This is a genomic window from Parabacteroides vesiculifaciens (assembly GCF_049860805.1).
In the GTDB taxonomy this organism is placed as follows: Bacteria; Bacteroidota; Bacteroidia; order Bacteroidales; family Tannerellaceae; genus Parabacteroides.
In genome coordinates this window covers 2,357,387-2,379,153 of record NZ_CP187555.1, presented here as the reverse complement: position 1 = coordinate 2,379,153, position 21,767 = coordinate 2,357,387, and the positions used below count along the sequence as shown (strand labels likewise).

Sequence of the window (21,767 nt, the reverse complement as noted above, 5' to 3'; positions counted from 1 at the left end):
TCGAAAGTTTTTAAGATTCCGAAATAATATTACTTTTGTGTATTGACTAAAAAACTAAATAGTGTGGATACAAGAATAAAACTACGGGTGCAAGGTTTGACGAACAGCCAGATACAGTCAGGTGCCTATGCCTTGATTCTGGCAGAAGAGGATGGGGCTCGCCGCATACCTATTATTGTCGGGACGTCGGAAGCCCAGTCGATTGCGATCGCTTTGGAACGCATCACGCCTCCTCGCCCTTTGACGCATGATTTGTTTGCTACCTTTGCACAGGCATTCGGTGTTCGTTTGTGTGAGGTTTTCATCTATAAGTTTGAAGATGGCGTGTTTTATTCCGAACTGCTTTTTGAGGATGGAACCAAACAGATTCGTTTGGATTCGCGTACTTCCGATGCTATCGCCATCGCCTTGCGTGTGAAATGCGATATCTATACGACACCCGAGATTGTCCGTGGGTGTGGAGTCGTACTTGAAGATGCAGTGGAAGAGGTAGATAAGGATAGTGATGATTCCATCCTGGCTATGGAGCCGGAAGAAATACAAGATGAAACTAAATTGAAAAAATGGCTTTCTCTTTTGGATGCCGATGAATTGTCGGACCGTTTGGACGATGCCATCTCCGACGAGAATTACGAGTATGCAAAGATGTACAAGGATGAAATCCGGCGTCGTGAAGAGGAGGGCGGGCCCAGATGATAGAACAACAACTTGGTTTTAGCCTTGAATCTTTTTTACGTGGTATTCTGGGTATTGCTACGGTTTTGGGAGTTGCTTACCTGATGAGCTACGACCGGAAACGGGTCGATTGGAAACTGGTGGGGGGCGGATTGTTTATGCAGCTTGTCTTTGCCCTTGCTGTGTTGTATGTCCCGGTAGTCGGGACCGTCCTGGAATGGATGGGAAAGGCTTTTATCAAGCTGATGGATTTTACCCAGTCGGGAGTCGCTTTCCTTTTAGGCCCGCTGGTAACCAAGAGTGAAGGGTTCATCTTTTTGTTGAACTCGCTCCCTGTGGTGATTTTTTTCTCTGCCTTGGTTTCCTTATTTTATTACTGGGGGATTATCCAGCGTGTGGTGGGGGGATTCTCCTGGGTGTTGCGGCGTTTCATGAATATTTCCGGAGCCGAAGGATTGGTTACGTCCGGTAATGTGTTTATGGGAATGACGGAATCGCCTGTTTTGATTAAGAATTATCTGCCGGCGATGAACCGGTCGGAAATATTTCTGGTCATGGTTTCCGGGATGGGGACGATAGCCGGAACGGTGATGGGTACTTATATCGGTATGCTGGCTGGAGGTGATCCCGTGGCGAGGGTTTTGTTTGCGAAACATTTGCTTTCGGCCTCGTTGATGGCTGCTCCGGGTTCTATTGTCCTGGCTAAAATCCTTTGTCCGCAAACGGAAAAGGCTGACGACCGCTTAGTGAAGATGGAGAAAATCGGGCAGCATTCTACGGCGTTGGATGCGTTGGCTGCCGGAACGTCGACCGGTGTCCGCCTGATGGTGAATATCGCGGCGATGTTGCTTGTGTTTATTGCGATGGTCGCTCTTGCCAATTATATTCTGGAAGGTGTGATCGGGCGCTATACCGGGCTGAATGACTGGATCGTTTCTATTACGGACGGGAAGGCCCAAGGGCTGACCTTCCAGTTTATATTGGGAGTGATCCTTTCGCCTTTTATGTGGTTGATCGGCGTTCCTTACCAAGATGTGATGCTGGTCGGTTCCTTATTGGGACAGAAAACCATCCTGAACGAGTTTGTGGCTTATTTCCAGCTACAGGAATGGAAAGCGGACGGTTTGTTTATGTATCAGAAATCCGTATTGATGTCTACTTATATTTTATGTGGTTTTGCCAATATATCGTCTATCGGTATTTTGCTGGGTGGAATGGGAGTGCTGGCTCCCGAAAAAAGGGAATTGATTACTCGTTTCGGTTTTCCGGCGATGATTGGCGGTGCGTTGGTATCGGTTCTTTCTGCTACGGTAGTAGGCATGATACTTGGATAAATTGAGAATTGAAAATTGAAAATTTGAGATGCAGATATTTTACACACCGGATATAGATGTAAATCCGGAACTGCCGGAAGAAGAGGCGGGACATTGTATTCGTGTACTCAGGCTGGCTGAAGGTGACGGAATTCTATTGACGGATGGCAAAGGCTTCTTTTACAAGGCGGCAATCAGCCGTGCACATCCTAAACATTGTGAAGTGAATATTCTGGAAAAGTGGGAACAGCCTGCTTTGTGGAACTTCAATCTTCATATTGCAGTAGCTCCGACCAAGAATATGGACCGTATGGAGTGGTTTGCAGAGAAAGCAACCGAGATCGGCATCGATGCCATCACTTGCCTGAACTGCCGTTTTTCAGAGCGGAAGGAGGTGAAGCCAGCCCGTCTGGAAAAGATCTTAGTCAGCGCAATGAAACAATCCCAGAAAGCGACCTTGCCGGGACTAAACGGAATGACCGATTTCCGCGCGTTCGTCAGCCGGCCTTTCGACGGCCGTAAATTCATTGCCCATTGCGAAGAAGGCGAAAAGCCTCTTTTGAAACAAACCTATCATCCGAGAGAAAACGCCCTCGTCCTGATCGGCCCCGAAGGAGATTTCAGTCCCGAAGAAATAGCATTTGCCCTAAAAGAAGGATTCGAACCGATCTCATTAGGAAATAGTCGTTTGCGTACGGAAACGGCGGCGTTGGTGGCTTGCCATACGATACATGTGTTGAATCAGTAATACGGAAACAATGACCGAAAAAGAAAAATGCCGTCTCGGCCTGTTGTACGATGCTAATTACGATCCTGAAATATTGGCAGATCGTGAGCGTACCAAAGAATTGCTCTATGATTATAATCGTTTGCGTCCTTCCGAGCAGGCCGGGCGTACGGAATTGCTGAAAAAACTTTTAGGAAAGACGGGAGATAACTTGATAATCGAACCTCCTTTTGCCTGCGACTACGGGTATAATATCGAAGTAGGGGAAAACTTCTATGCCAATGTCAATCTGGTGATACTGGACGGGGCAAAGGTACGTATCGGCGATAATGCCTTTATCGCTCCCAATGTCGGTATTTATACGGCAGGACATCCGTTGGACGCATCCGACCGTAACAAAGGCTTGGAATACGCTTACCCGATCACGATCGGGGATAATGTATGGATCGGTGCAGGATCGATCATCCTTCCCGGCGTTACGATAGGCGATAATGTCGTTATCGGAGCCGGCAGTGTAGTGACAAAAGACATTCCCGCCTATTCGCTTGCCGTCGGGAATCCCTGTCGGGTGATTCGGAAGATCGGGTAAAAATTACATATCGAGTGAGCTCTTGCTGTTATATCGAGTAAGGTCTTGCCGTTATATCGTGTAGCGGGCGGATTACTCGATATGTGATTTTTGAGCGCTAAGCATACGGGAAAATCAGTGGATGCGGAAAATGACAAAATTCAGCAAATAATATGACAAAATGGTTGATGGATTTTGTGAATTTATAAATAATGTGTATTGTTTGGATTCCTTCGCGAACAAGTCGCATTGGTGTCGGGTGTTAATTCAGGGATGGTTCGCGCCACATTGTATGGGTTGGTCCGTGCCATGAAGACCTTTATCGAGCAAGGGCATACCGTCAATGTGGAAGGCTTCGACAGTTTCATCCCTACATTCAGTGCAAAAAGCAGTACCGTGGAGAAGGAGGCGAATGTCGACTCTATTCGTAAAATGAAATTACGTTTCGTGCCATGCACGGAACTGCGTGAAATGATGGACGGCATGATCTTGGATTTCAATGACAAGGACAGTACCAACGATTCGGAAGCTTCTTCCGGAGGGGAAGATGGAAGGCCGGGCGAGTTGTAACCCCGGTTACTTGATTGCGTGATTGAAACTTTTTTGCTCCCCGAACTGGCTATTTCCCGGTTCGGGGAGTTTATTTTTGCCCACTTCCTTTGGAGTTAAGAGAAAATCTCTATCTTTGTGGATAAACCAATAAAAGTGTAATGGATGGAAGTCGCTCTAAACGAATATCACAAAAAGGCAAATGCCGAGAAACTCAAGTCGATGGCCTCTTGGAAAAAGCTGAAGCTTTCGCACGAGGAGTGCTTGAATCACTTGAGGCACTTACGGGAACAACGGCTTGCAAGGGAGTCCAAATCACAAGGCTGAAAGAATGGGCTACTGAAAAAGGTTGTTGGTTTGAATCGATGGATGAACTTGGAACTTTTGTGGATCGTGGTTCCGAGAATGAAGTTTATTTGTCAAAAGAAAATAGCTGGTTTATATATAAACTCAATGATTTTCGCTATTCGGATGACAATCTTTCTCCCTTTTTCTTTCGGCTGAAAGCCCAACAAAAGTTATTTCCGGATTGTAGCTATGTACTCATGGGGTTTTCTATGAATAGAGAAGGAAAAGTGTGTGCGTTGTTGGCTCAACAGTATATTCTTTTTGGGCGTGAAGCGACAGAGGATGAAATACATGATGAACTTTTGAAACTTGGGTTCCATCCGGAAATGGATGGTGAGTATTATACGAATGGAGAATATGACATATTCGATGCTGTTCCCAATAATGTGCTTGTGGGGATAGATGGCAGTTTGTATTTCATCGATACGATAATTTATAAGTCTGATGAAGCGAATTTGTCTGTTTATAAAAGCCAATCTCCTAAGTATACAAAAAACGAATAAATATAAAGTGACATATAAATATGCTCCCTAAATCGGTAACTTCCCCGGTTTGGGGAGTTTTTATTTTTGTCCGTTTTCTTTGGGTTTGAAAAAAATCCATATCTTTGTCTCGTTCCCACGCCGATTAGGGGTGGGAGCAGACATATATATGAAAGGCGTTTATTGACGTCTTGTCTTCTATGACTTCGAACTTCGCAACTTTGAATTACACAAGGAGACAGGGCAGCGGTAGATGTCTGCGTAGGTTGTATTGTAAGATTTCGTGGGCTTAGTAGGTGCACGGAAGTATTTACATATACGTATCGGCGTGGGCTTCGCGTTGCTTATCCTTGTGTAATGGGCAATGCGAAGGCCTGGAGTCGTGGGATAAGTGACAGACGGATCCCGCGCTTTTTTGTATATGCTGGTTTATGAAAAGAGATAACTATTATTTATTAACTTTTTAAATTATAAATCAGATGAATACAAAAAGTATTTTTCTTCTCTGTATGTGGCTTTGTGTCGCCTGTTTTGTTCAGGCGCAGGTACCTCAACTTATCAGTTATCAGGCGGTAGCAAGAGATTTGACGGGGAAAGTTTTGTTTGAAAAAGCAATCTCTGTGCAAGTGGAAATTTTGCAAGGAAGCAATTCCGGTCCGGTTGCTTATTCCGAATCCCACGCATTGACAACCACTAAGACTGGAACTATCAATCTGTTGATAGGTGGTGGGGATGTCATCAATGGCGTTTTTGCCAGTATAGATTGGGGTAATGGCCCTTATTTTATGAAACTGAGTATGAAGCAGGATAAGGAAGTTGAATATAAGGAGGTATCTAATACCCAAATGCTCTCTGTCCCATATGCTTTGTATGCGGAGAAAGCTGGAGAGGTTGTTACTGGAGGAAGTGGAGGTAACGCCTCTGAAAGTGTAAACTTCGTGTTGATAAAAGACGATGAACATGATGATGATAATTGGTTATACAATATTTTGTTAGGGAATGAAATAGAAGGCTATAGTGGTGATACTTTCCCGTTTGAATTACGATTTTGTATTGTTTACTTGAATGGAATAAATCAAGAATTAAGTGCTTCTATTGAAGGATTTTCCGATACGGAAATTATATTTGAAATGTCATCTTCTTCTCCAATGGGTAGATATTGTAGTTTTACTAGTAATTATCAGGATATTCCTACTGGGCAATACAACCTTAAATTATTAATAAAAAATAAAAATGGGGTGGTACTGAATGAATATCCTTTTGTTTTCAATTTGAAATAAATTACTTTTTAAATGTGAATCAGATGAATACAAGAAAACTTTTTATTTTATATGTATGTCTATTGGCTATCTGTTTTTTGCAGGCACAAGACAAGATACCACAAGCTATCAGCTACCAAGCTGTAACCCCGTGATACACAGGGTAAAGTGGTGAGTGAAAAAACAATCGGCGTGAAAGTCGAAATCCTGAAAGGATCAGCAGATGGAAATGTCGTTTTTTCCGAAACACATACGCTAACCAGTAGCAAGACTGGAACGGTCAATCTCTTGATCGGACAAGGAAGTGCAGGAAGCGGAACATTTGTTTCCATTGATTGGGGTAGTGATATTTACTTTTTACAACTAAGCATGGACTTGGCTGGTGGAACCAATTATGAAAAGGTTTCGACCACGCAGATGTTGCCGGTTCCGTATGCGTTGTATGCGGCAAAGGCCGGGGAGGTTGAGAATGGAAAAAATAGTGGAAATGTTGAAGATACATTTAAAACAGTTGAAAAATGAAAAAATGTTTTATCATAACTTTTTTATGCTTCCTTGTGCAGGGAATATTTCTTTCCCTTCAAGCCCAAACCCTTGAAGGCTCATTCTCTTGTCAAGGAGAAGAGGAAGTAACTACATCAACTATCCAGTTGACCGCTATTGCCGGCCAGCCTTTTGAAGGGACAGTGGCCGGTTCGCCTTTGTCGTATGGTTTTATCGAAACGGTTTCTACAACCAATGAATATACGAATGTCACGGCGCTTACGCTTGGAGAGCATGAGGTCTCAGTAGAGGTAGGGGAAAGCGTGCAATTGTCGGCAACCTTTTCACCGGAGGCGGTCGAGAATCCGTTGGTGAGCTGGTTTTCTTCTGATCCGGCGGTTGCAACCGTAAAGGATGGAAGGGTGGTTGCCAAAGGAAAAGGGGCAGTGGTCATAACCGCTGTTTCGGCTTGCGGCGTCTATGCTGACCAGTGCAACCTGACGGTTACTCAATCGGAACCCGATCCCGAGCCTGAACCCAATCCGATTCTTGTCACCGGTGTTTCCCTTGAACCGGAAGAGGCTTTATTGGAAATAGGTGAAACGATTGAATTGGAAGCAATGGTTTCTCCTGTAGATGCAGACGATAAACGGGTGGAATGGAAATCTTCGGATGAAAGTGTGGCTACCGTGCGGGATGGAGTCGTGACGGCAGTGGGTGCCGGAACCGCTACGATCAGTGTCACAACGGTCGATGGCGGATATAAAGCAATATGTACGGTCATGGTCAACGAGGATCCGACCTCGATTGAAAATGTGAGTGAAGGCAATAACGTTTTCCTTGTAGGGGATTATTTGCATTTGGTGGTACAAAAGCCGCAAACGATTTATATATTGGATGTAAGCGGAAAAGTGTGTAGTGTCATTCAATGTCAATCGGGACAGAGTACCGTGCCGATGCAAAAATATCCGGCCGGTATCTATTTTGTCCGAATGGAGAATCGGGTCGTTAAAGTGGTTAAACGGTAAATCTATTTAGCGATTGGTAAGGGAGGTATGTGTTGTGTCACATACCTCTTTTTCATTTCCGAATTTTGGCTGATTGCCTTTGTGGAATTAAGGATTAATATTTAAATTTGCGAATAATGAATAAATTCATATAGATGTGGCGGTACATTATATAATATAAACAGATGAATTACAAAAAAACATTCTACTGTGCAGCACTTGTTTTGCTGGCAGCTTGTAGTCCTGCAGACAAACAAAATGTGGGACAATTGATCGATGCGCTTGATGATGAAGCGTGGAAGAATTCCGAGTGGATTTCAGTAGTGAATGCTCCTGTGGTGACAGGCATCGTGAATGATGGTACGCGTGCGGCAGATGGAGCCAGTTGGTTCGTCTCTACTTTGACCAACGAGGGGAAGGTGAAACGGGTAGAGTGGATGACAGCCGGACTTGGCGTCTATGATTTGTATGTCAACGGGAATCTTGTCGGTAAAGAGGTGCTCAAACCGGGATTTACTCATCCGTTAAAAACAAAACGTTCGTTTACGTATGACATCACTGAGGCTTTTAACAAACAGTCGGGAGCAACGAATCAGTTGGCAGCGCAGGTGACTCCCGGTTGGTGGGGCGACAAAATCATCACTCCTGCAGGCAATCAAGGTATGTATGGTACGAAATGTGCATTTCGCGGTGTATTGCGTGTGACGTATGCGGATGGTACGACACGTCTTTTGGGAACGAATACCGATACGTGGCAAGCCGGTATAGCCGGACCTGTGAAACATGCAGCCATTTTTGACGGTGAAGTTTATGATGCCCGTGAAGCGCAAGGTTTTCTCACTCCGGAACGACTCTCTAAACCGGAAGTGAATCGTGAGTTTCAAGGAAAAATACGTCCCAACAACGGTGCGGAGATCTATATGCGTTCTGATATAGCGCTTGCCCCTGTAAAAGCCTATATTTGGCAAGAGGTGACCGGGCAGAACGATGATGCTTATGGCAAGGTCGTCATCAAGAAAGAGTTTGCAGAGGGAGAAGCCGTCTTGGTGAATCCGGGTGAGAACTTGGTGGTGGATTTCGGGCAGAATGCGGCCGCGGTGCCGGAATTTCTTTTTCAGGCAAAAGAGGGGACAACGCTTCACTGTGTGACATCGGAGTTGCTCAATGATGGTAATGGAGCAAAGAGCAGGGGCATGGATGGTCCGGAAGGTAGCGTACACCGTCTTAATCTGCGCATACCCGAAACGGGCATGATGCTTGACTACACATTTGCGGCAGGAGATAAGCCTGTCTTTTATCGTCCGCAAAACACTTTCTTCGGGTATCGTTTCCTTTCGATTACCGTTACGGAGCCTGTTGTCATCAAGCAGATACGCAGTGTCCCTGTTACCTCTATCGCCCAGGAAATGGAAACGGGCCGTATCACAACGGGAAATGATTTGGTGAACCAACTTATTTCAAATACTTATTGGGGGCAATTGTCCAATTACCTTTCCGTCCCGACCGATTGTCCGCAGCGTAACGAACGTTTGGGCTGGACGGCCGACACACAGGTGTTTGCCGAGGCCGGAACGTTTTTTGCCAACACGAGCCGTTTCTTCCATAAGTGGTTACAGGATATGCGCGACACCCAGTCTCCTTTTGGGGGTTATCCCGGTGTGGCTCCTTTTGCACAATATGGATGCGGAGACCAGGATATGATGCGTCTTGGTTGGGCGGATGCCGGAATCATCGTGCCATGGGTTGTTTGGAAACAATTTGACGACAAACAGGTCATTGAGGATTCTTGGGAATCGATGGAGCGTTTCATGAATCATGTGGCAGAGACGAAGTATGACCATAATGCGCTTAGGCAGGAAAACGGCAATTATCAATGGGCCGACTGGCTGAGCTACGAACCGTTGGAGAGCTGCAGTGGACGGGCTTTCACATCAAATGGCCCTCTGCCGGAGGCGGTGGATTATTGGAACTATTTGTGTGCCAGCTATTGGTTGATAGATGCCGGTATGATGCGTGATATGGCTAATGCCACAGGGCGTGACGCTGCACGTTATGCTTCAATGGTCGATGAAGCACGGGATTATATACGTCAGCAGTTCTTTACTCCGGATGGTGAGTTCAAGACCGGTATTTTGAATACTATGCAGACCCCTGCACTGTTTGCCCTGAAGAATAATATTATGGAAGGCGCTGCAAAAGAACGCATGATATCCCGGTTGCGTCAGAACTTTAAGGATCATGGTAATTGCTTGCAGACCGGTTTCCTGGGAACCTCCATTCTTATGGCTACACTTACCGAAAACGGTATGTCTGATATCGCCTATGAGCTTCTTTTCCAGCGTAAAAATCCATCGTGGCTCTATTCTATCGATAATGGTGCTACTACTATCTGGGAACGTTGGAATAGTTATATGATAGAGGAAGGTATGGGGCCACGCGGTATGAATTCGTTCAACCACTATGCGTATGGCTGTGTGTGCGAATGGTTGTGGGAGACTGCGGCGGGTATTGCTGCTGATCCTTCGTGTCCGGGGTTCCGTCATATCATCATGCGGCCTGTGCCCGATCGTCGTTTAGGTCATCTTACGGCCGAATACCGGTCGGTGGCAGGAGTTATCAAGAGTGCCTGGAAGTATGAAGGTGATACGTGGCAGTGGACATTCACCATTCCGGAAGGGGCTACGGCCGATGTCACGCTTCCCGGTGAAACTGTTGCCAAAGAATATGGTTCGGGGACTCATACTGTAAGTGTGAATATGTAAATCCGGAGAATCGTTTGATGATGGATTGGAAGCAAATATAGTGGCAAACAAAGTATGCTTCAATAAAAAAAGAGATATGCGGCAATAGCGCATATCTCTTTTTTTATCTTATTCCCATTCGATTGTTGCGTTGGGTTTTGGAGACATATCGTAGCAAACGCGGTTGACGTTTTTGACTTCTTTCAGGATACGGTCCGTGATTTTCATCAAAATTGGCCAATCGACGGGCTCGATAGTTGCCGTCATGGCATCTACCGTATTGACGGCACGTATGATAACAGGCCAGTCGAAAGAACGGGCATTATCGCGTACACCAACCGATTTGAAGTCAGGCACAACGGTGAAATATTGCCAAACCTTCTTGTCCAATCCGGCTTTTTGGAATTCTTCGCGCAAGATGGCATCCGCTTCGCGAACCGCTTCCAGTCTGTCGCGTGTGATAGCACCTAAGCAACGCACTCCTAAGCCCGGGCCGGGGAACGGCTGGCGGAAGACCATTTCGTAGGGCAAGCCCAGTTCCAGGCCGCAAGCGCGTACTTCGTCCTTAAACAATTGGCGCAACGGTTCGACCAATTCGAATTTTAAATCTTCGGGCAAGCCGCCTACGTTGTGGTGTGATTTAACCATCTTGGCCGTCTTCGTACCGCTTTCCACGATGTCCGGATAGATAGTACCTTGAGCTAAGAAGTCGATGCCGTCCAGTTTGCGGGCTTCTTCTTCAAAGACACGGATAAATTCGCCACCGATGATTTTGCGTTTTTCTTCCGGATCGGCAACCCCTGCCAGCTTATCCAAGAAACGGTCCGTGACATCTTTATAAATCAGGTTCGCGTTCAACTGGTTCTTGAAAACTTCAACGACATCTTCCGATTCGCCTTTGCGCATCAAACCGTGATTGACGTGTACGCAAACCAGCTTGTCGCCGATAGCCTTCAGAAGTAATGCTGCAACAACGGAACTGTCGACTCCGCCTGAAAGTGCCAGCAATACCTTTCTGTCGCCAACCTGGCGTCTTACCAGTTCGATCTGGTCATTGACGAAGTTTGTCATATTCCAGTTCGCTTCAGCTTTGCAAGTATCGAACACAAATGACTTTACGGCATCTTTGATCGCTTCTACGTCATTCGCGAACTCGCCTAATTTTACTTCGCAAAGAGCCTTGTCGTGGCCGGCAGCCATAACAGGGATTCCGATCGAATAGATTCCCGGATTTACATCGATGGCAACACCGTCGATCACATTGTTAGGACCGCCGTTGATGATGATGCCTTTTACATTCGGAAGCGCTTTGAGCTCTTCGACCGTGATGTCGTGCGGATAGATTTCGCTATAGACACCCAATGCACGGATCGCTCTGGCCAGCACCGTGTTTTCGTGGCTACCCAGATCTAAGATAATGATCATATCCTGCTTCATTATTTATCTCCTATAAATTATATTAAGTTAGTCTTATGTTACGTTATGATTTTTATTCCCACTCGATCGTTGCTGGCGGTTTCGAGCTGATGTCGTAGACAACGCGGTTTACGCCTTTGACCTTGTTGATGATTTCGTTGGAAACCTTTGCAAGGAATTCGTAAGGAAGTTGTGCCCAGTCGGCCGTCATGGCATCCGTCGAGGTTACGGCACGCAAGGCGACCGTATTTTCGTATGTCCGTTCGTCGCCCATAACGCCCACGGACTGGATCGGAAGGAGGATCACTCCAGCCTGCCAGATCTTGTCATACAAGCCCCATTCGCGCATCAACGACATATAAATTTCGTCGGCATCTTGCAAGATCCGTACTTTTTCAGGTGTGATATCGCCTAAGATACGGATACCCAAGCCGGGACCGGGGAACGGATGGCGTTTGATCAGGTGCGGTTGCATACCCAACTCCATACCGACGCGGCGTACTTCGTCTTTGAACAGAAGGCGCAACGGTTCGACCAGTTTCAGGTTCATTTTGGCAGGCAGGCCGCCTACGTTGTGATGGCTCTTGATTACGGTTCCGGTAATGGACAACGATTCGATTACGTCCGGATAGATAGTGCCTTGGCCTAACCATTTGATATCTTTCAGCTTGTGGGCCTCTTCGTCGAACACATCGATGAAGCCTTTACCGATGATCTTGCGTTTTTTTTCGGGTTCGCTCACACCCGCCAGTTCTTTGTAGAATTTCTCTTTGGCATCGACTCCGATTACGTTCAGCCCTAAGTGTGCATAATCTTTCAATACGTTTTCAAATTCATTCTTACGCAACAAGCCGTGGTCGACGAAAATACAAGTCAGGTTCTTGCCGATAGCCTTGTGCAACAAGACGGCCGTAACAGAAGAATCCACACCGCCGGAGAGCGCCAGGATTACTTTGTCATCCCCCAATTGCTCCTTCAGTTCGGCAACGGTCGATTCGATAAAGGATGCCGGTGTCCAGTCTTTGGCACATCCGCAAATATTCAGGAAGTTGTCTAATAGTTTAGTGCCGTCGGTCGAATGGAATACTTCCGGGTGGAATTGCACACCCCAGGTTTGTTCGCCTTCCACGTGATAGGCCGCTGCTTTGACATCGTCCGTGCTGGCGATTACTTTGAAGTTTTCGGGGAGGACCGTGATAGTGTCTCCGTGGGACATCCAGATTTGTGAACCTACATGGATACCTTTCAGTAATTCGTCTGTATTGTCGATATACGACAAGTTGGCACGCCCGTATTCGCGGGAGTTGGCCGGTTCGACATTTCCACCGGATGTGTAAGCCAGAAATTGGGCTCCGTAACAGATTCCCAACACGGGATATTTACCGCGTATTTCACTTAAGTCAGCTTTGAACGCATTGGCGTCATATACGGAATAGGGACTTCCGGAAAGGATAACACCTTTTACATCTGTAGCATCATGGGGGAATTTGTTGTAGGGGACAATCTCGCAATACATATTCAACTCACGGATTCTACGGCCGATTAATTGAGTTGTTTGCGAGCCGAAATCAAGAATAATAAGTTTCTCGTGCATGCAAATTATTATTTAATTGAGTGCCACAAAGGTAGGAATAATATTCGAAACTTGAACCATTTTTGAGGCATCAGGTTATAGTATTATTCAACAGAGATTACAAAAAAAATGAAACGGGTTATCTTTCTATTTGCATCGTTGCTCTCATCTCCCTTTTTCCTACAAGCGGAAGAAGGCTTGGCGAAAAAAATGCAAGCCTTGTCGTTGGAAGATTCGGAAATAAAGCGTGTCTTATATTTCCTGGCGATTCTTCTGGTCCAGTCCGTATTGATCGGGCTGACCTCGTTTGTATACCGGAAAGCCAAGTTGAAGATCGCTTCCCTGAAAGAGACGCGGCTGAAGTCGATCACCTTCCACGGCTATGATTTGCTGGATACGGACAAGCAGGTGAAATTGTTGATTTTCCTGGCTAATATGATACGCTGGTTGTTAATCGTATTGCAATTGTTGTTTTCGGTCCCGATCTTGTTCTCTATTTTCCCGGAAACGAAGAATTTCGCGACTCAACTCTTCTCTTATGTTTGGAAACCAGTCAAGTTTATAGGAAAAGGCATTGTCAATTATTTGCCCAATCTCTTTACGATTATCGTGATCGTGTTGGTGATCCGGTATGTCGTGCGTATTATTAAATATATGACGGATCAGGTGGCTGAAGGGAAGTTGAAGATCTCCGGTTTTTATCCCGACTGGGCGTCGCCAACCTATCATATCGTCCGTTTTCTGCTATACGCTTTTATGGTTGCAATGATTTATCCCTATCTGCCGGGGGCCGATTCGGGTGTGTTCCAGGGGGTGTCGGTTTTTGTCGGCCTGATTGTTTCGTTGGGATCGAGTACGGTGATCGGCAATATCATTGCCGGCTTTGTGATTACTTATATGCGGCCGTTTAAATTGGGAGACCGCATAAAGTTGAACGATACCGTTGGGAACGTGATCGAGAAAACAACGCTGGTTACCCGCATCCGTACGCCTAAAAACGAACTGGTGACAATCCCTAATTCATTTATCATGTCATCCCATACTACTAATTATAGTGAGTCGGCGCGTGACCTGGGATTGATTATCCATGCAGAAGTGACGATCGGTTATGATACGCCCTGGCGGAAAGTACATCAATTGTTGATCGATGCGGCAAAAGCGACGCCTGGCGTGAGTAGTGAGCCGGAACCCTTTGTGCTGGAAACGTCCTTGAGCGACTTTTATCCAGTTTACCAGATTAATGCCTATATCAAGGATGCCGATAAGCTCAACCAGCTATATTCGGAGCTTTTCCAGAATATCCAGGATAAGTTTGCGGCGGCCGATGTCGAGATCTTATCTCCCCATTACACCGCTTTTCGTAACGGTGATGCGTCAACTATTCCGAAATAGGGCAACCGCACCAAATCCAGCAGTAACAATTTTTTATTTCAATGGAGAGAAAAACCCGTTTTTGTCCCGAATAATTCTTCCTTAAGTGCCTGCTAATTCTGTAATCGGTGTCAGTGACTTTATAATCAGTGGTTGTGATTATATAATTGCTGGCACTGATTTTATAATCACTGGCACTGATTACAGAATTGATAGGCATTCCGATATTTTTTATGCCTATATAGATAAGTTTTCTTGTAGCGGGGATAGATTATTCCTTATATTATGTAGTCCATAAGATCGTATTGCTTAAAAATGAATTTGGTGCGGTCGCCCTGATTCCGAAAGAAGAGACTTCTTCTGCCACGAAATGATGATCCTCTTTTTTCTTAAAAAAAGTATAATAAGCCGTTACTCCTTTTTTTAGCAACTTATTAAATACTACCTTTGCGTGTTCATTTTTAATCGTAACCGTATGGATGCTGAAAAGAAAGAAACAAAAGAAATAAATAAAATGTCACTGCTGATCATGGCAGTGGTTGTGTTATTGTTGATTATCGCTGGTGCAGCTTATTATATTTTCAACCAGAAGCAGCAGATGGAAGAGTTGGAACAGGCTTATGTTCTGGATAAGGAGATGCTGGAGGATGAATTTAACCAAATGTCTCTTCAATATGAAGGAGAAAAATTTACTATAGGTAATGACTCGTTGCTGAGTCTTTATTCTACCGAACAAGCCAAAGTACAGCGCCTGTTGGAAGAGCTTCGTACCGTAAAAGCGACTAATACGAAAGAGATTGCCCGCCTGAAAAAGGAATTGCAAACGTTGCGTAAGATCATGCGTAACTATCTTGAGCAGATCGACTCCTTGAACCGCGCCAATGAACAACTGAAGGTTGAAAAGAATGAAGCGGTAAAGAAATACAAACAGGCTTCTTCTACGGCTACTACTTTGAAGAAGGAAAAAGAGAAGTTGACGGAACGTGTCACACTGGCAAGCCGTCTGGATGCGACGGGTATCAACGTGACTCCTGTCAATGGCCGAGGAAAGAAAGCGAAGGTGATCAAGAAGATGGAACAATTCGTCGTGGACTTCCGGATCGGCAAGAATATTACGGCTCCGGTCGGTGAGAAGACGATCTATGTGCGTATCATGAAGCCGGACGATGATATTTTGTTGAAGAGCCGTGCCGATGTCTTTACCTTCGAAGGAAAAGAAATCAATTACTCCATGAAGAAGTTAGTCGAATATGACGGTGAGGAATTGCCGGTTACGATGTATTGGAATATCGAAGAATTTCTTTCTCCGGGCACATACCGGGTCGATATATTTGCGGATGGCAACCTGATCGGTCGTAAAAGCTTCACACTCGAAAAATAGTGATGGAAACGGATGCTCATTTCGTGCGACTACTTGCCGATCTTCCGGAAGCCCTCGCCCGCGATGAAGCTTTTCTCGGCGAACTGGAAAATCATGCGAAGGTAATCTTCGTGAAGAAAGGAGATTACCTGTTGCGTACGGGCGAGTTGTGCCAGGATGCCTATTTTATCAACAAAGGCCTTTTCATCAATCTATATGTAAACGGGAATGGCAACGAATGTGTCACCGGCTTTGCGGCCGATAATATGTTTCCGTTTCTTTCCGCTATCGGCTATTTCACCAAGCAGCCTTCCGAATTCGAGATCAAGGCGCTCGAGGCCGGCGAGTTGCTTTGTTTCTCCCGTGGCCATATCGAGAGCCTTTCATTCCGTTACCCTTTGTTTGCTTCCTACTACCAAAATATAATGTTGACGATCATCTATAAGTTGGATGTGTTGTTGGCCGTCCGCCTCTCCTCCACAGCTGAAGAGTTCATCCAGTTCCTCTACACAAACTATGCCTGGATGATCAACCGGGTTCCTGATAAATATATCGCCCGCTATATGGGAATCAGTAATGCCTGGTATTGCAAGTTGAAAAAGAAAGTCTTATTTCTTCCATCTTAATTGAATTAGTTCAATTTTATATTTAAAGCGAACCAATACTTTTGCACCGGATTCCTTATATTTGCTGAGTTTCAATAAGGTCTTGGCATAGAGATGGAGTATTTAGAATAGAATCCGAATAAAACAAGATAGAGATGAAAAGATTTGTCGTATTAGTAGCTTTACTGATTTCGTCGGGCTATGCAAGCGCCGGGCGTACGTTGACGTTAGAGGAATGCCGTCAACTGGCTATTCAGAACAATAAAGAGTTGAAAATTTCGGGAGAAAAGATTAAAATAGCCGGTTATGAGAAAAAGGCTGCCTTCACCAAATATTTCCCTGGGCTCTCGGCAACCGGTGCGTATATGTGGAACCAGAAAGATATCAATCTGCTGGATATGGGAGCACTCGGCACTTCTATCGGAGGAGCTCTTGGCCCGATCGCCCAGCTTCCGGTGTTTGGAAAGCTGATGGAAGGGGTGGGCGATCTGCAACATCTCGATATCCAGAACATCTGGGTGGGAAGCGTTTCTCTCGTACAACCTGTGTTTATGGGGGGGAAGATCATCAATTACAATCAGATTACCAAGTATGCCAAACAACTGGCCGAGTCGATGAATGACCAGCAATTGCAGGATGTCATCTATAAAACCGATGAAACCTATTGGCAGGTGATTTCCCTGGTGAATAAAAAGAAGCTGGCCGATGCCTATGTCGACTTGCTTCGCAAGACCGATCACGATATAACGGCCATGATCAACGAAGGAGTGGCGACCGAAGCCGACGGCCTCTCCGTCAAAGTCAAACTGAACGAGGCCGAGATGGCACAGACGAAAGTCGATAACGGCCTCGCTCTCTCCCGTATGTTGTTGGCCCAGATATGCGGGCTTCCGTTGGAAGAGCCGCTTGCTTTGGCGGATGAAGACATAGAGGATTTCCCGGTGGAACCGTCCATTACGGCCGCTGATGTGAACGAGGCTTTCATGAACCGTAACGAGTTGAAGAGTCTCGACCTGGCGACTAAGATTTATAAACGCAAGGAGCGGATCGTATTGTCGGATATGTTGCCGAATGTGGCTTTTATGGCGAACTATCTGGTTACGAACCCGAATGCCATGAACGGTTTCAAGAATGAATTTGCGGGGATGTTCAATGTCGGCGTGATGGTGAAAGTGCCTCTTTCCGGTTGGTGGGAGGGAAGCTATAAGCGCAATTCGGCTCGTGCCGAGACACGCATCAAGTCGTTGGAATTGCAGGACGCCCGCGAGAAGGTGGAGTTGCAAGTCAACCAATCCGTCTACAAGGTCAACGAAGCGAACAAGAAGCTGACTGCTTCCACCCGCAATATGGAGAACGCGGAAGAGAACCTCCGCCATGCCAATCTGGGCTTCGAAGAGGGCGTAATCCCGGCACTTAACCTGATGCAGGCGCAGACGGCTTGGGTATCGGCCCGTTCCAGCCTGATAGATGCGCAGATAGAGGTGAAACTGACGGAAGTCTACCTGACAAAAGCAATGGGAAAATTGAAAGTTGAGAATTAGAAATTAAAAAATAAATCAAAATACATACTCTTATGAACGAGAATAGGAAGTTTTCGATCAACAACATGCTACTTGCATTTATCACATTTTTAGGTGTGGTCGGATTAGTCGCATTAACCGGTTTCTTTTTATTGACACCGCCGGACGATATTATTATGGGGCAGGCGGAAGCTACGCAAGTCCGTATTTCCGGCAAAGTGCCCGGACGGATCGAGGCGTACCGTTTCGGTGAGGGCGATAAGGTGAAGGCGGGCGACACGCTTGTCTTTCTGGATACGCCCGAAGTCCTTGCCAAACTCCAGCAGGCGGAAGCTGTACGCCGTGCTGCCGAAGCTCAGAACGCAAAGGCTATCAGAGGAGCTCGCGTGCAGGAGATAGCAGGTGCATACGAAATGTGGCAGAAGGCGCAGGCTGGGTTGGATATTGCCAAAAAATCATATACACGCGTACAAAACCTTTTTGACAAAGGGGTGATGTCCGCCCAGAAACGCGATGAGGCGGAAGCCAACTACAAGGCGATGATTGCTACCGAAAAAGCTGCCAAGTCCCAGTATGATATGGCTGTGGACGGTGCCCGTACGGAAGATAAAGCCGCCGCCGCCGCCCTTGTGCAACAGGCCGGAGGAGCGGTTGCTGAAGTGGAATCCTACTTGAAGGAAGCTGCTCTGGTCTCCCCGATTGACGGTGAAGTGTCCGAACGTTTCCCAGAAGTGGGCGAACTGGTCGGAACGGGTGCTCCTATCATGAATATCACCGATCTAAACGATATGTGGGTGACGTTCAGCATCCGTGAAGACCATCTGAAAGACATCAAGATCGGTTCCGAACTGGATGCTTTTATCCCGGCGCTGGATAACCGGCCGGTCAAGTTGAAAGTCTATTATATGAAGGATATGGGTACATACGCCGCCTGGAAAGCGACGAAGACGAACGGGCAGTTCGACTCCAAGACATTCGAAGTGCGTGCCCGCCCTCTGGAGAAGGTAGCCGACTTGCGCCCAGGAATGTCTGTCATTAAAAAATTGAAAATTGAAGATTGAAAATAAATCATCCCTTGTGAAGGTGTGCCAAACTCCCCGTGTCAAGTGCGGGAACAGTACAGTTTTGACACGCCCTCCAAAAGAGAAGGGTATTTACTTGCCGTCCTTTAGAGGACGGTAAAAGAAGAATATAAAAGCAAATTTGAATGGAAAATGAAGATATAAATAGCAAACCCAAATTGTCATTTGTCATTTGTCATTTGTCATTTGTCAAAATCGCCAGGCGTGAGGTATTCAGGATTTGCAAAAAACCGGTCTACTTTTTCTGTATGTTGGTGGCTCCGGTTATCTGTGTGGTCTTTTTCCTTTCGTTGATGAAGGAGGGCTTGCCGACCGATATGCCCATTGCGGTGGTAGACATGGACGGCTCTTCCAACTCCCGTAATTTGGTACGCCAGTTGGATGCTTTCGAGCAAACGAAGGTCGTGCAGACAACCGTTTCGTTCGAGGAAGCCCGCCGGGCAATGCAGGAAGGAAAAGTTTACGGCATCTTCTATATCCCGAAAGACTTTGGTGTGGATGCGACGGCAGGACGGCAACCTAAGTTATCGTTCTATACGAACGGTACCTACCTCATTGCCGCCTCCCTCTTGTTCCGGGACATGAAAACCATGTCTGTCCTGGCAGGCGCTTCGGTCGGATTGCAAACCGGACTGGCGCATGGCTATACCGAAGGCCAGATAATGGCGCAACTCCAGCCGATTGTGATCGACACACATGCGATCGGCAACCCGTGGCTCAATTATTCGGTCTATCTGAATAACACCCTCTTGCCCGGTGTTTTGCAATTGATGATCTTCCTGGTGACGGTGATGAGTATCGGCTCCGAGATCAAATACTCGACGGCGCGCGAATGGTTGGCGATGGGCGGGAATTCGCTAACGGTGAGCCTTATAGGAAAGATATTACCTTATACGGTGATCTTTACGACTGTGGCGTTCTTGTATGCGGCCGCCTTATACGGGTTCAATTCGTTTCCGCTCAATAGTGGTTGGCTACCGATGTTGTCGGCTCTGTTCTTGTTGGTGATCGCTTCGCAGGCGGTAGGGATCTTCATGATCGGGGTGTTGCCGACTTTCCGCCTGGGGCTGAGTTTTGCCTGCCTGTTCGGAATGATAGCTTTCTCTATCGTCGGATTCTCTTTCCCGGTGTTAGGGATGGACCCTACGTTGCAGGCACTCTCTGACTTGTTCCCGCTCCGGCACTATTTCCTGATCTATGTGGACCAGGCTTTGAACGGAAGGCCTTTCTTCTATAGCTGGACAGAATATGCGTGGCTCACGGGTTTCCTTGTTTTGCCTTTCTTGATCGGAAAGAACCTGAAGAACGCGTTGTTATACTTTAAATATATTCCGTAAAACAGAAAGAAATGAAAAGAGAACATCGTTTACGATATATAATAAAAGAAGGAATTCTGGATACCTTTTACATCTGGAAAGACGAATTGAAGAATGTCTTCAAGGACGAGGGGGTGCTGATCTTCTTTTTCCTGGTGCCGTTTGCCTATCCGTTGCTCTATTCCTTTATTTATAATAACGAAGTGGTGCATGAGGCGAAGATGGTGGTCGTGGACCAGTCCGACTCCTATCTGAGCCGCGAGTTCACTCGCCGTGTGAACGCTACGCCCGATGTCAGGGTGGTCGCTGTCTCGACGGACATGGAAGAGGCCCGGCGGATGTTGGATAGGAAGGAGGCCTATGGGATCCTCTATTTCCCGACCGAGTTTAGTAAGGATTTGCATACGGGAAAGCAAACGACGCTTCCCTTGTATTGCGATATGAGTAGCCTCTTGTTTTATAAGGCGTTCCTGTTGGCAACGACGGAAGTGTCGCTCGATCTTGGGAAAGAAATCTCCCTCGCTCGCCGTCCTTTTAAGGGGACAGTAAAAGAGGAGGAGATAACGGTTGATCCGATCCCCTATGAGTCTGTGACTCTCTTCAATACGCAGAATGGCTTTGCCAGTTTCCTGGTTCCCGCCATCCTGATCCTGGTCATCCAGCAGACTTTGGTTTTAGGCATCGGTATGTTGGGAGGGACGGCTCGTGAGAAGAACCGCTTCCATTGCCTTGTTCCGGTTAGCCGGCATTTTAACGGGACGTTGCGCATCGTGCTGGGCAAGTCTTTGACATATATACTTATATATGTAGTTGTCTGTATTTGGGTGTTGGCTATTGTGCCGAAGTTGTTCTCCCTGCCTCAGGTAGGAGATCCGGTCACGGTCTTGGTGTTCATCCTGCCGTACCTGTTTGCCTCGATTTTCTTTGCCATGACCCTGTCCGGTTTTATGACGACTCGCGAAGCTCCTATGCTGGTGTTTGTCTTTACGTCCGTGATACTGATTTTCATCTCCGGCGTGTCTTGGCCGAAAGAGGCGATCCCTCCGTTCTGGCAGGCAGTCGGATATCTATTCCCCTCGACGCCCGGGATCCAGGGATTCATCCGTATCAATACTTGCGGGGCAACCCTTAGCGAGGTGATGCATGAATATCATACGTTATGGATTCAAGCAGGCGTCTACTTCGTACTGGCCCTCATTATCTACCGTTTCCAAATTATCCGTAGCCACCGTTCCCTTAGCGAAGATATTGAGGATATCCTTCCGTCTTCTTAGCAGGTTTTTATTCTCCTTTGCCGCCCTCTTAAGAAGACGGTAAAAGAAGGAAGGAACTTTTTGTGACTCTGTTTTGATCATTTTAACGTTATTATGTT

Annotated in this window: 18 protein-coding genes and 1 pseudogene; 17 read left to right on the top strand and 2 right to left on the bottom strand. The window is 46.4% G+C overall.

Annotated elements, in window-relative coordinates; translation table 11 throughout:
• The first annotated feature begins 63 nt into the window (after window positions 1-63).
• The 10 genes from ACPYIV_RS09705 (at window position 64) to ACPYIV_RS09660 (ending at window position 10,173) form a co-directional block, all read left to right on the top strand.
• Window positions 64-696 carry a bifunctional nuclease family protein gene (locus tag ACPYIV_RS09705; protein ID WP_293732822.1) on the top strand — a complete coding sequence of 211 codons (633 nt, stop codon included), beginning with the start codon at window positions 64-66 and terminating at the stop codon, window positions 694-696.
• Window positions 693-2,009 carry a NupC/NupG family nucleoside CNT transporter gene (locus ACPYIV_RS09700; RefSeq protein WP_293739442.1) on the top strand — a complete coding sequence of 439 codons (1,317 nt, stop codon included), beginning with the start codon at window positions 693-695 and terminating at the stop codon, window positions 2,007-2,009. The genes ACPYIV_RS09705 and ACPYIV_RS09700 overlap by 4 nt, the downstream gene beginning before the upstream one ends.
• Before the next feature lie 28 nt (window positions 2,010-2,037).
• Window positions 2,038-2,736 carry a 16S rRNA (uracil(1498)-N(3))-methyltransferase gene (locus ACPYIV_RS09695; protein WP_293739441.1) on the top strand — a complete coding sequence of 233 codons (699 nt, stop codon included), beginning with the start codon at window positions 2,038-2,040 and terminating at the stop codon, window positions 2,734-2,736.
• Window positions 2,737-2,746: 10 nt separating this feature from the next.
• Window positions 2,747-3,304, top strand: coding sequence for a sugar O-acetyltransferase (locus tag ACPYIV_RS09690; RefSeq protein WP_293739440.1), 558 nt, complete (start codon window positions 2,747-2,749; stop codon window positions 3,302-3,304).
• Window positions 3,305-3,502: 198 nt separating this feature from the next.
• A complete protein-coding gene (locus ACPYIV_RS09685; protein WP_425886415.1) occupies window positions 3,503-3,853 on the top strand; it encodes an HU family DNA-binding protein in 351 nt (116 codons plus the stop codon).
• A 140-nt stretch (window positions 3,854-3,993) separates the two neighbouring features.
• Window positions 3,994-4,683 (top strand): hypothetical protein, encoded by a 690-nt coding sequence (locus tag ACPYIV_RS09680; RefSeq protein ID WP_293732827.1) that lies wholly within the window; start codon window positions 3,994-3,996, stop codon window positions 4,681-4,683.
• Window positions 4,684-5,141: 458 nt separating this feature from the next.
• A complete protein-coding gene (locus ACPYIV_RS09675; RefSeq protein WP_301704041.1) occupies window positions 5,142-5,942 on the top strand; it encodes a hypothetical protein in 801 nt (266 codons plus the stop codon).
• Between the two features lie 150 nt (window positions 5,943-6,092).
• On the top strand, window positions 6,093-6,443 hold the full coding sequence (locus tag ACPYIV_RS09670; RefSeq protein WP_301704040.1) for a hypothetical protein: 351 nt from the start codon (window positions 6,093-6,095) through the stop codon (window positions 6,441-6,443).
• The gene (locus ACPYIV_RS09665; RefSeq protein ID WP_425886414.1) at window positions 6,440-7,432 is read left to right on the top strand and encodes an Ig-like domain-containing protein; all 993 of its coding nucleotides are present in this window, start codon (window positions 6,440-6,442) and stop codon (window positions 7,430-7,432) included. Before ACPYIV_RS09670 ends, ACPYIV_RS09665 begins: the two co-directional genes overlap by 4 nt.
• Before the next feature lie 164 nt (window positions 7,433-7,596).
• On the top strand, window positions 7,597-10,173 hold the full coding sequence (locus ACPYIV_RS09660; protein WP_425886413.1) for a family 78 glycoside hydrolase catalytic domain: 2,577 nt from the start codon (window positions 7,597-7,599) through the stop codon (window positions 10,171-10,173).
• A 108-nt stretch (window positions 10,174-10,281) separates the two neighbouring features.
• On the opposite strand, the gene guaA (ACPYIV_RS09655) is transcribed toward ACPYIV_RS09660, so the two are convergent.
• A complete protein-coding gene (gene guaA / locus ACPYIV_RS09655; protein ID WP_293734931.1) occupies window positions 10,282-11,589 on the bottom strand; it encodes a glutamine-hydrolyzing GMP synthase in 1,308 nt (435 codons plus the stop codon).
• A gap of 52 nt (window positions 11,590-11,641) precedes the next feature.
• Entirely contained in the window at window positions 11,642-13,162 is a 1,521-nt protein-coding gene (gene guaA / locus ACPYIV_RS09650; RefSeq protein ID WP_293734932.1) for a glutamine-hydrolyzing GMP synthase, read from the bottom strand.
• A 222-nt stretch (window positions 13,163-13,384) separates the two neighbouring features.
• Between guaA (ACPYIV_RS09650) and ACPYIV_RS09645 the strand changes: the two are divergent.
• From ACPYIV_RS09645 to ACPYIV_RS09615, 7 genes and pseudogenes are all read left to right on the top strand, one after another.
• A pseudogene (locus tag ACPYIV_RS09645) lies at window positions 13,385-14,533 on the top strand (mechanosensitive ion channel family protein); the annotation flags it as partial.
• Between the two features lie 454 nt (window positions 14,534-14,987).
• Window positions 14,988-15,893, top strand: a complete 906-nt coding sequence (locus ACPYIV_RS09640) for a hypothetical protein (RefSeq protein WP_293734016.1) — start codon at window positions 14,988-14,990, stop codon at window positions 15,891-15,893.
• Window positions 15,894-15,895: 2 nt separating this feature from the next.
• On the top strand, window positions 15,896-16,498 hold the full coding sequence (locus ACPYIV_RS09635; protein WP_293734017.1) for a Crp/Fnr family transcriptional regulator: 603 nt from the start codon (window positions 15,896-15,898) through the stop codon (window positions 16,496-16,498).
• 134 nt (window positions 16,499-16,632) lie between these two features.
• Window positions 16,633-18,018 (top strand): TolC family protein, encoded by a 1,386-nt coding sequence (locus ACPYIV_RS09630; RefSeq protein WP_293734018.1) that lies wholly within the window; start codon window positions 16,633-16,635, stop codon window positions 18,016-18,018.
• A gap of 32 nt (window positions 18,019-18,050) precedes the next feature.
• Entirely contained in the window at window positions 18,051-19,058 is a 1,008-nt protein-coding gene (locus ACPYIV_RS09625; RefSeq protein ID WP_293734019.1) for an HlyD family secretion protein, read from the top strand.
• A 146-nt stretch (window positions 19,059-19,204) separates the two neighbouring features.
• Window positions 19,205-20,416 carry an ABC transporter permease gene (locus ACPYIV_RS09620; protein ID WP_293734020.1) on the top strand — a complete coding sequence of 404 codons (1,212 nt, stop codon included), beginning with the start codon at window positions 19,205-19,207 and terminating at the stop codon, window positions 20,414-20,416.
• Window positions 20,417-20,427: 11 nt separating this feature from the next.
• Window positions 20,428-21,669 carry an ABC transporter permease gene (locus ACPYIV_RS09615; RefSeq protein ID WP_425886412.1) on the top strand — a complete coding sequence of 414 codons (1,242 nt, stop codon included), beginning with the start codon at window positions 20,428-20,430 and terminating at the stop codon, window positions 21,667-21,669.
• Window positions 21,670-21,767: the final 98 nt, after the last annotated feature.

Bases quoted from the DNA above. Each gene is read 5' to 3' on its own strand.
- guaA (WP_293734931.1), bottom strand. From the start codon at position 11,589: ATGAAGCAGGATATGATCATTATCTTAGATCTGGGTAGCCACGAAAAC.
- ACPYIV_RS09695 (WP_293739441.1), top strand. From the start codon at position 2,038: ATGCAGATATTTTACACACCGGATATAGATGTAAATCCGGAACTGCCG.
- ACPYIV_RS09665 (WP_425886414.1), top strand. From the start codon at position 6,440: ATGAAAAAATGTTTTATCATAACTTTTTTATGCTTCCTTGTGCAGGGA.
- ACPYIV_RS09640 (WP_293734016.1), top strand. From the start codon at position 14,988: ATGGATGCTGAAAAGAAAGAAACAAAAGAAATAAATAAAATGTCACTG.
- ACPYIV_RS09615 (WP_425886412.1), top strand. From the start codon at position 20,428: ATGAAAAGAGAACATCGTTTACGATATATAATAAAAGAAGGAATTCTG.
- ACPYIV_RS09660 (WP_425886413.1), top strand. From the start codon at position 7,597: ATGAATTACAAAAAAACATTCTACTGTGCAGCACTTGTTTTGCTGGCA.
- ACPYIV_RS09690 (WP_293739440.1), top strand. From the start codon at position 2,747: ATGACCGAAAAAGAAAAATGCCGTCTCGGCCTGTTGTACGATGCTAAT.
- ACPYIV_RS09625 (WP_293734019.1), top strand. From the start codon at position 18,051: ATGAACGAGAATAGGAAGTTTTCGATCAACAACATGCTACTTGCATTT.
- ACPYIV_RS09620 (WP_293734020.1), top strand. From the start codon at position 19,205: ATGGAAAATGAAGATATAAATAGCAAACCCAAATTGTCATTTGTCATT.
- ACPYIV_RS09700 (WP_293739442.1), top strand. From the start codon at position 693: ATGATAGAACAACAACTTGGTTTTAGCCTTGAATCTTTTTTACGTGGT.
- ACPYIV_RS09635 (WP_293734017.1), top strand. From the start codon at position 15,896: ATGGAAACGGATGCTCATTTCGTGCGACTACTTGCCGATCTTCCGGAA.
- ACPYIV_RS09630 (WP_293734018.1), top strand. From the start codon at position 16,633: ATGAAAAGATTTGTCGTATTAGTAGCTTTACTGATTTCGTCGGGCTAT.
- guaA (WP_293734932.1), bottom strand. From the start codon at position 13,162: ATGCACGAGAAACTTATTATTCTTGATTTCGGCTCGCAAACAACTCAA.
- ACPYIV_RS09680 (WP_293732827.1), top strand. From the start codon at position 3,994: ATGGATGGAAGTCGCTCTAAACGAATATCACAAAAAGGCAAATGCCGA.
- ACPYIV_RS09675 (WP_301704041.1), top strand. From the start codon at position 5,142: ATGAATACAAAAAGTATTTTTCTTCTCTGTATGTGGCTTTGTGTCGCC.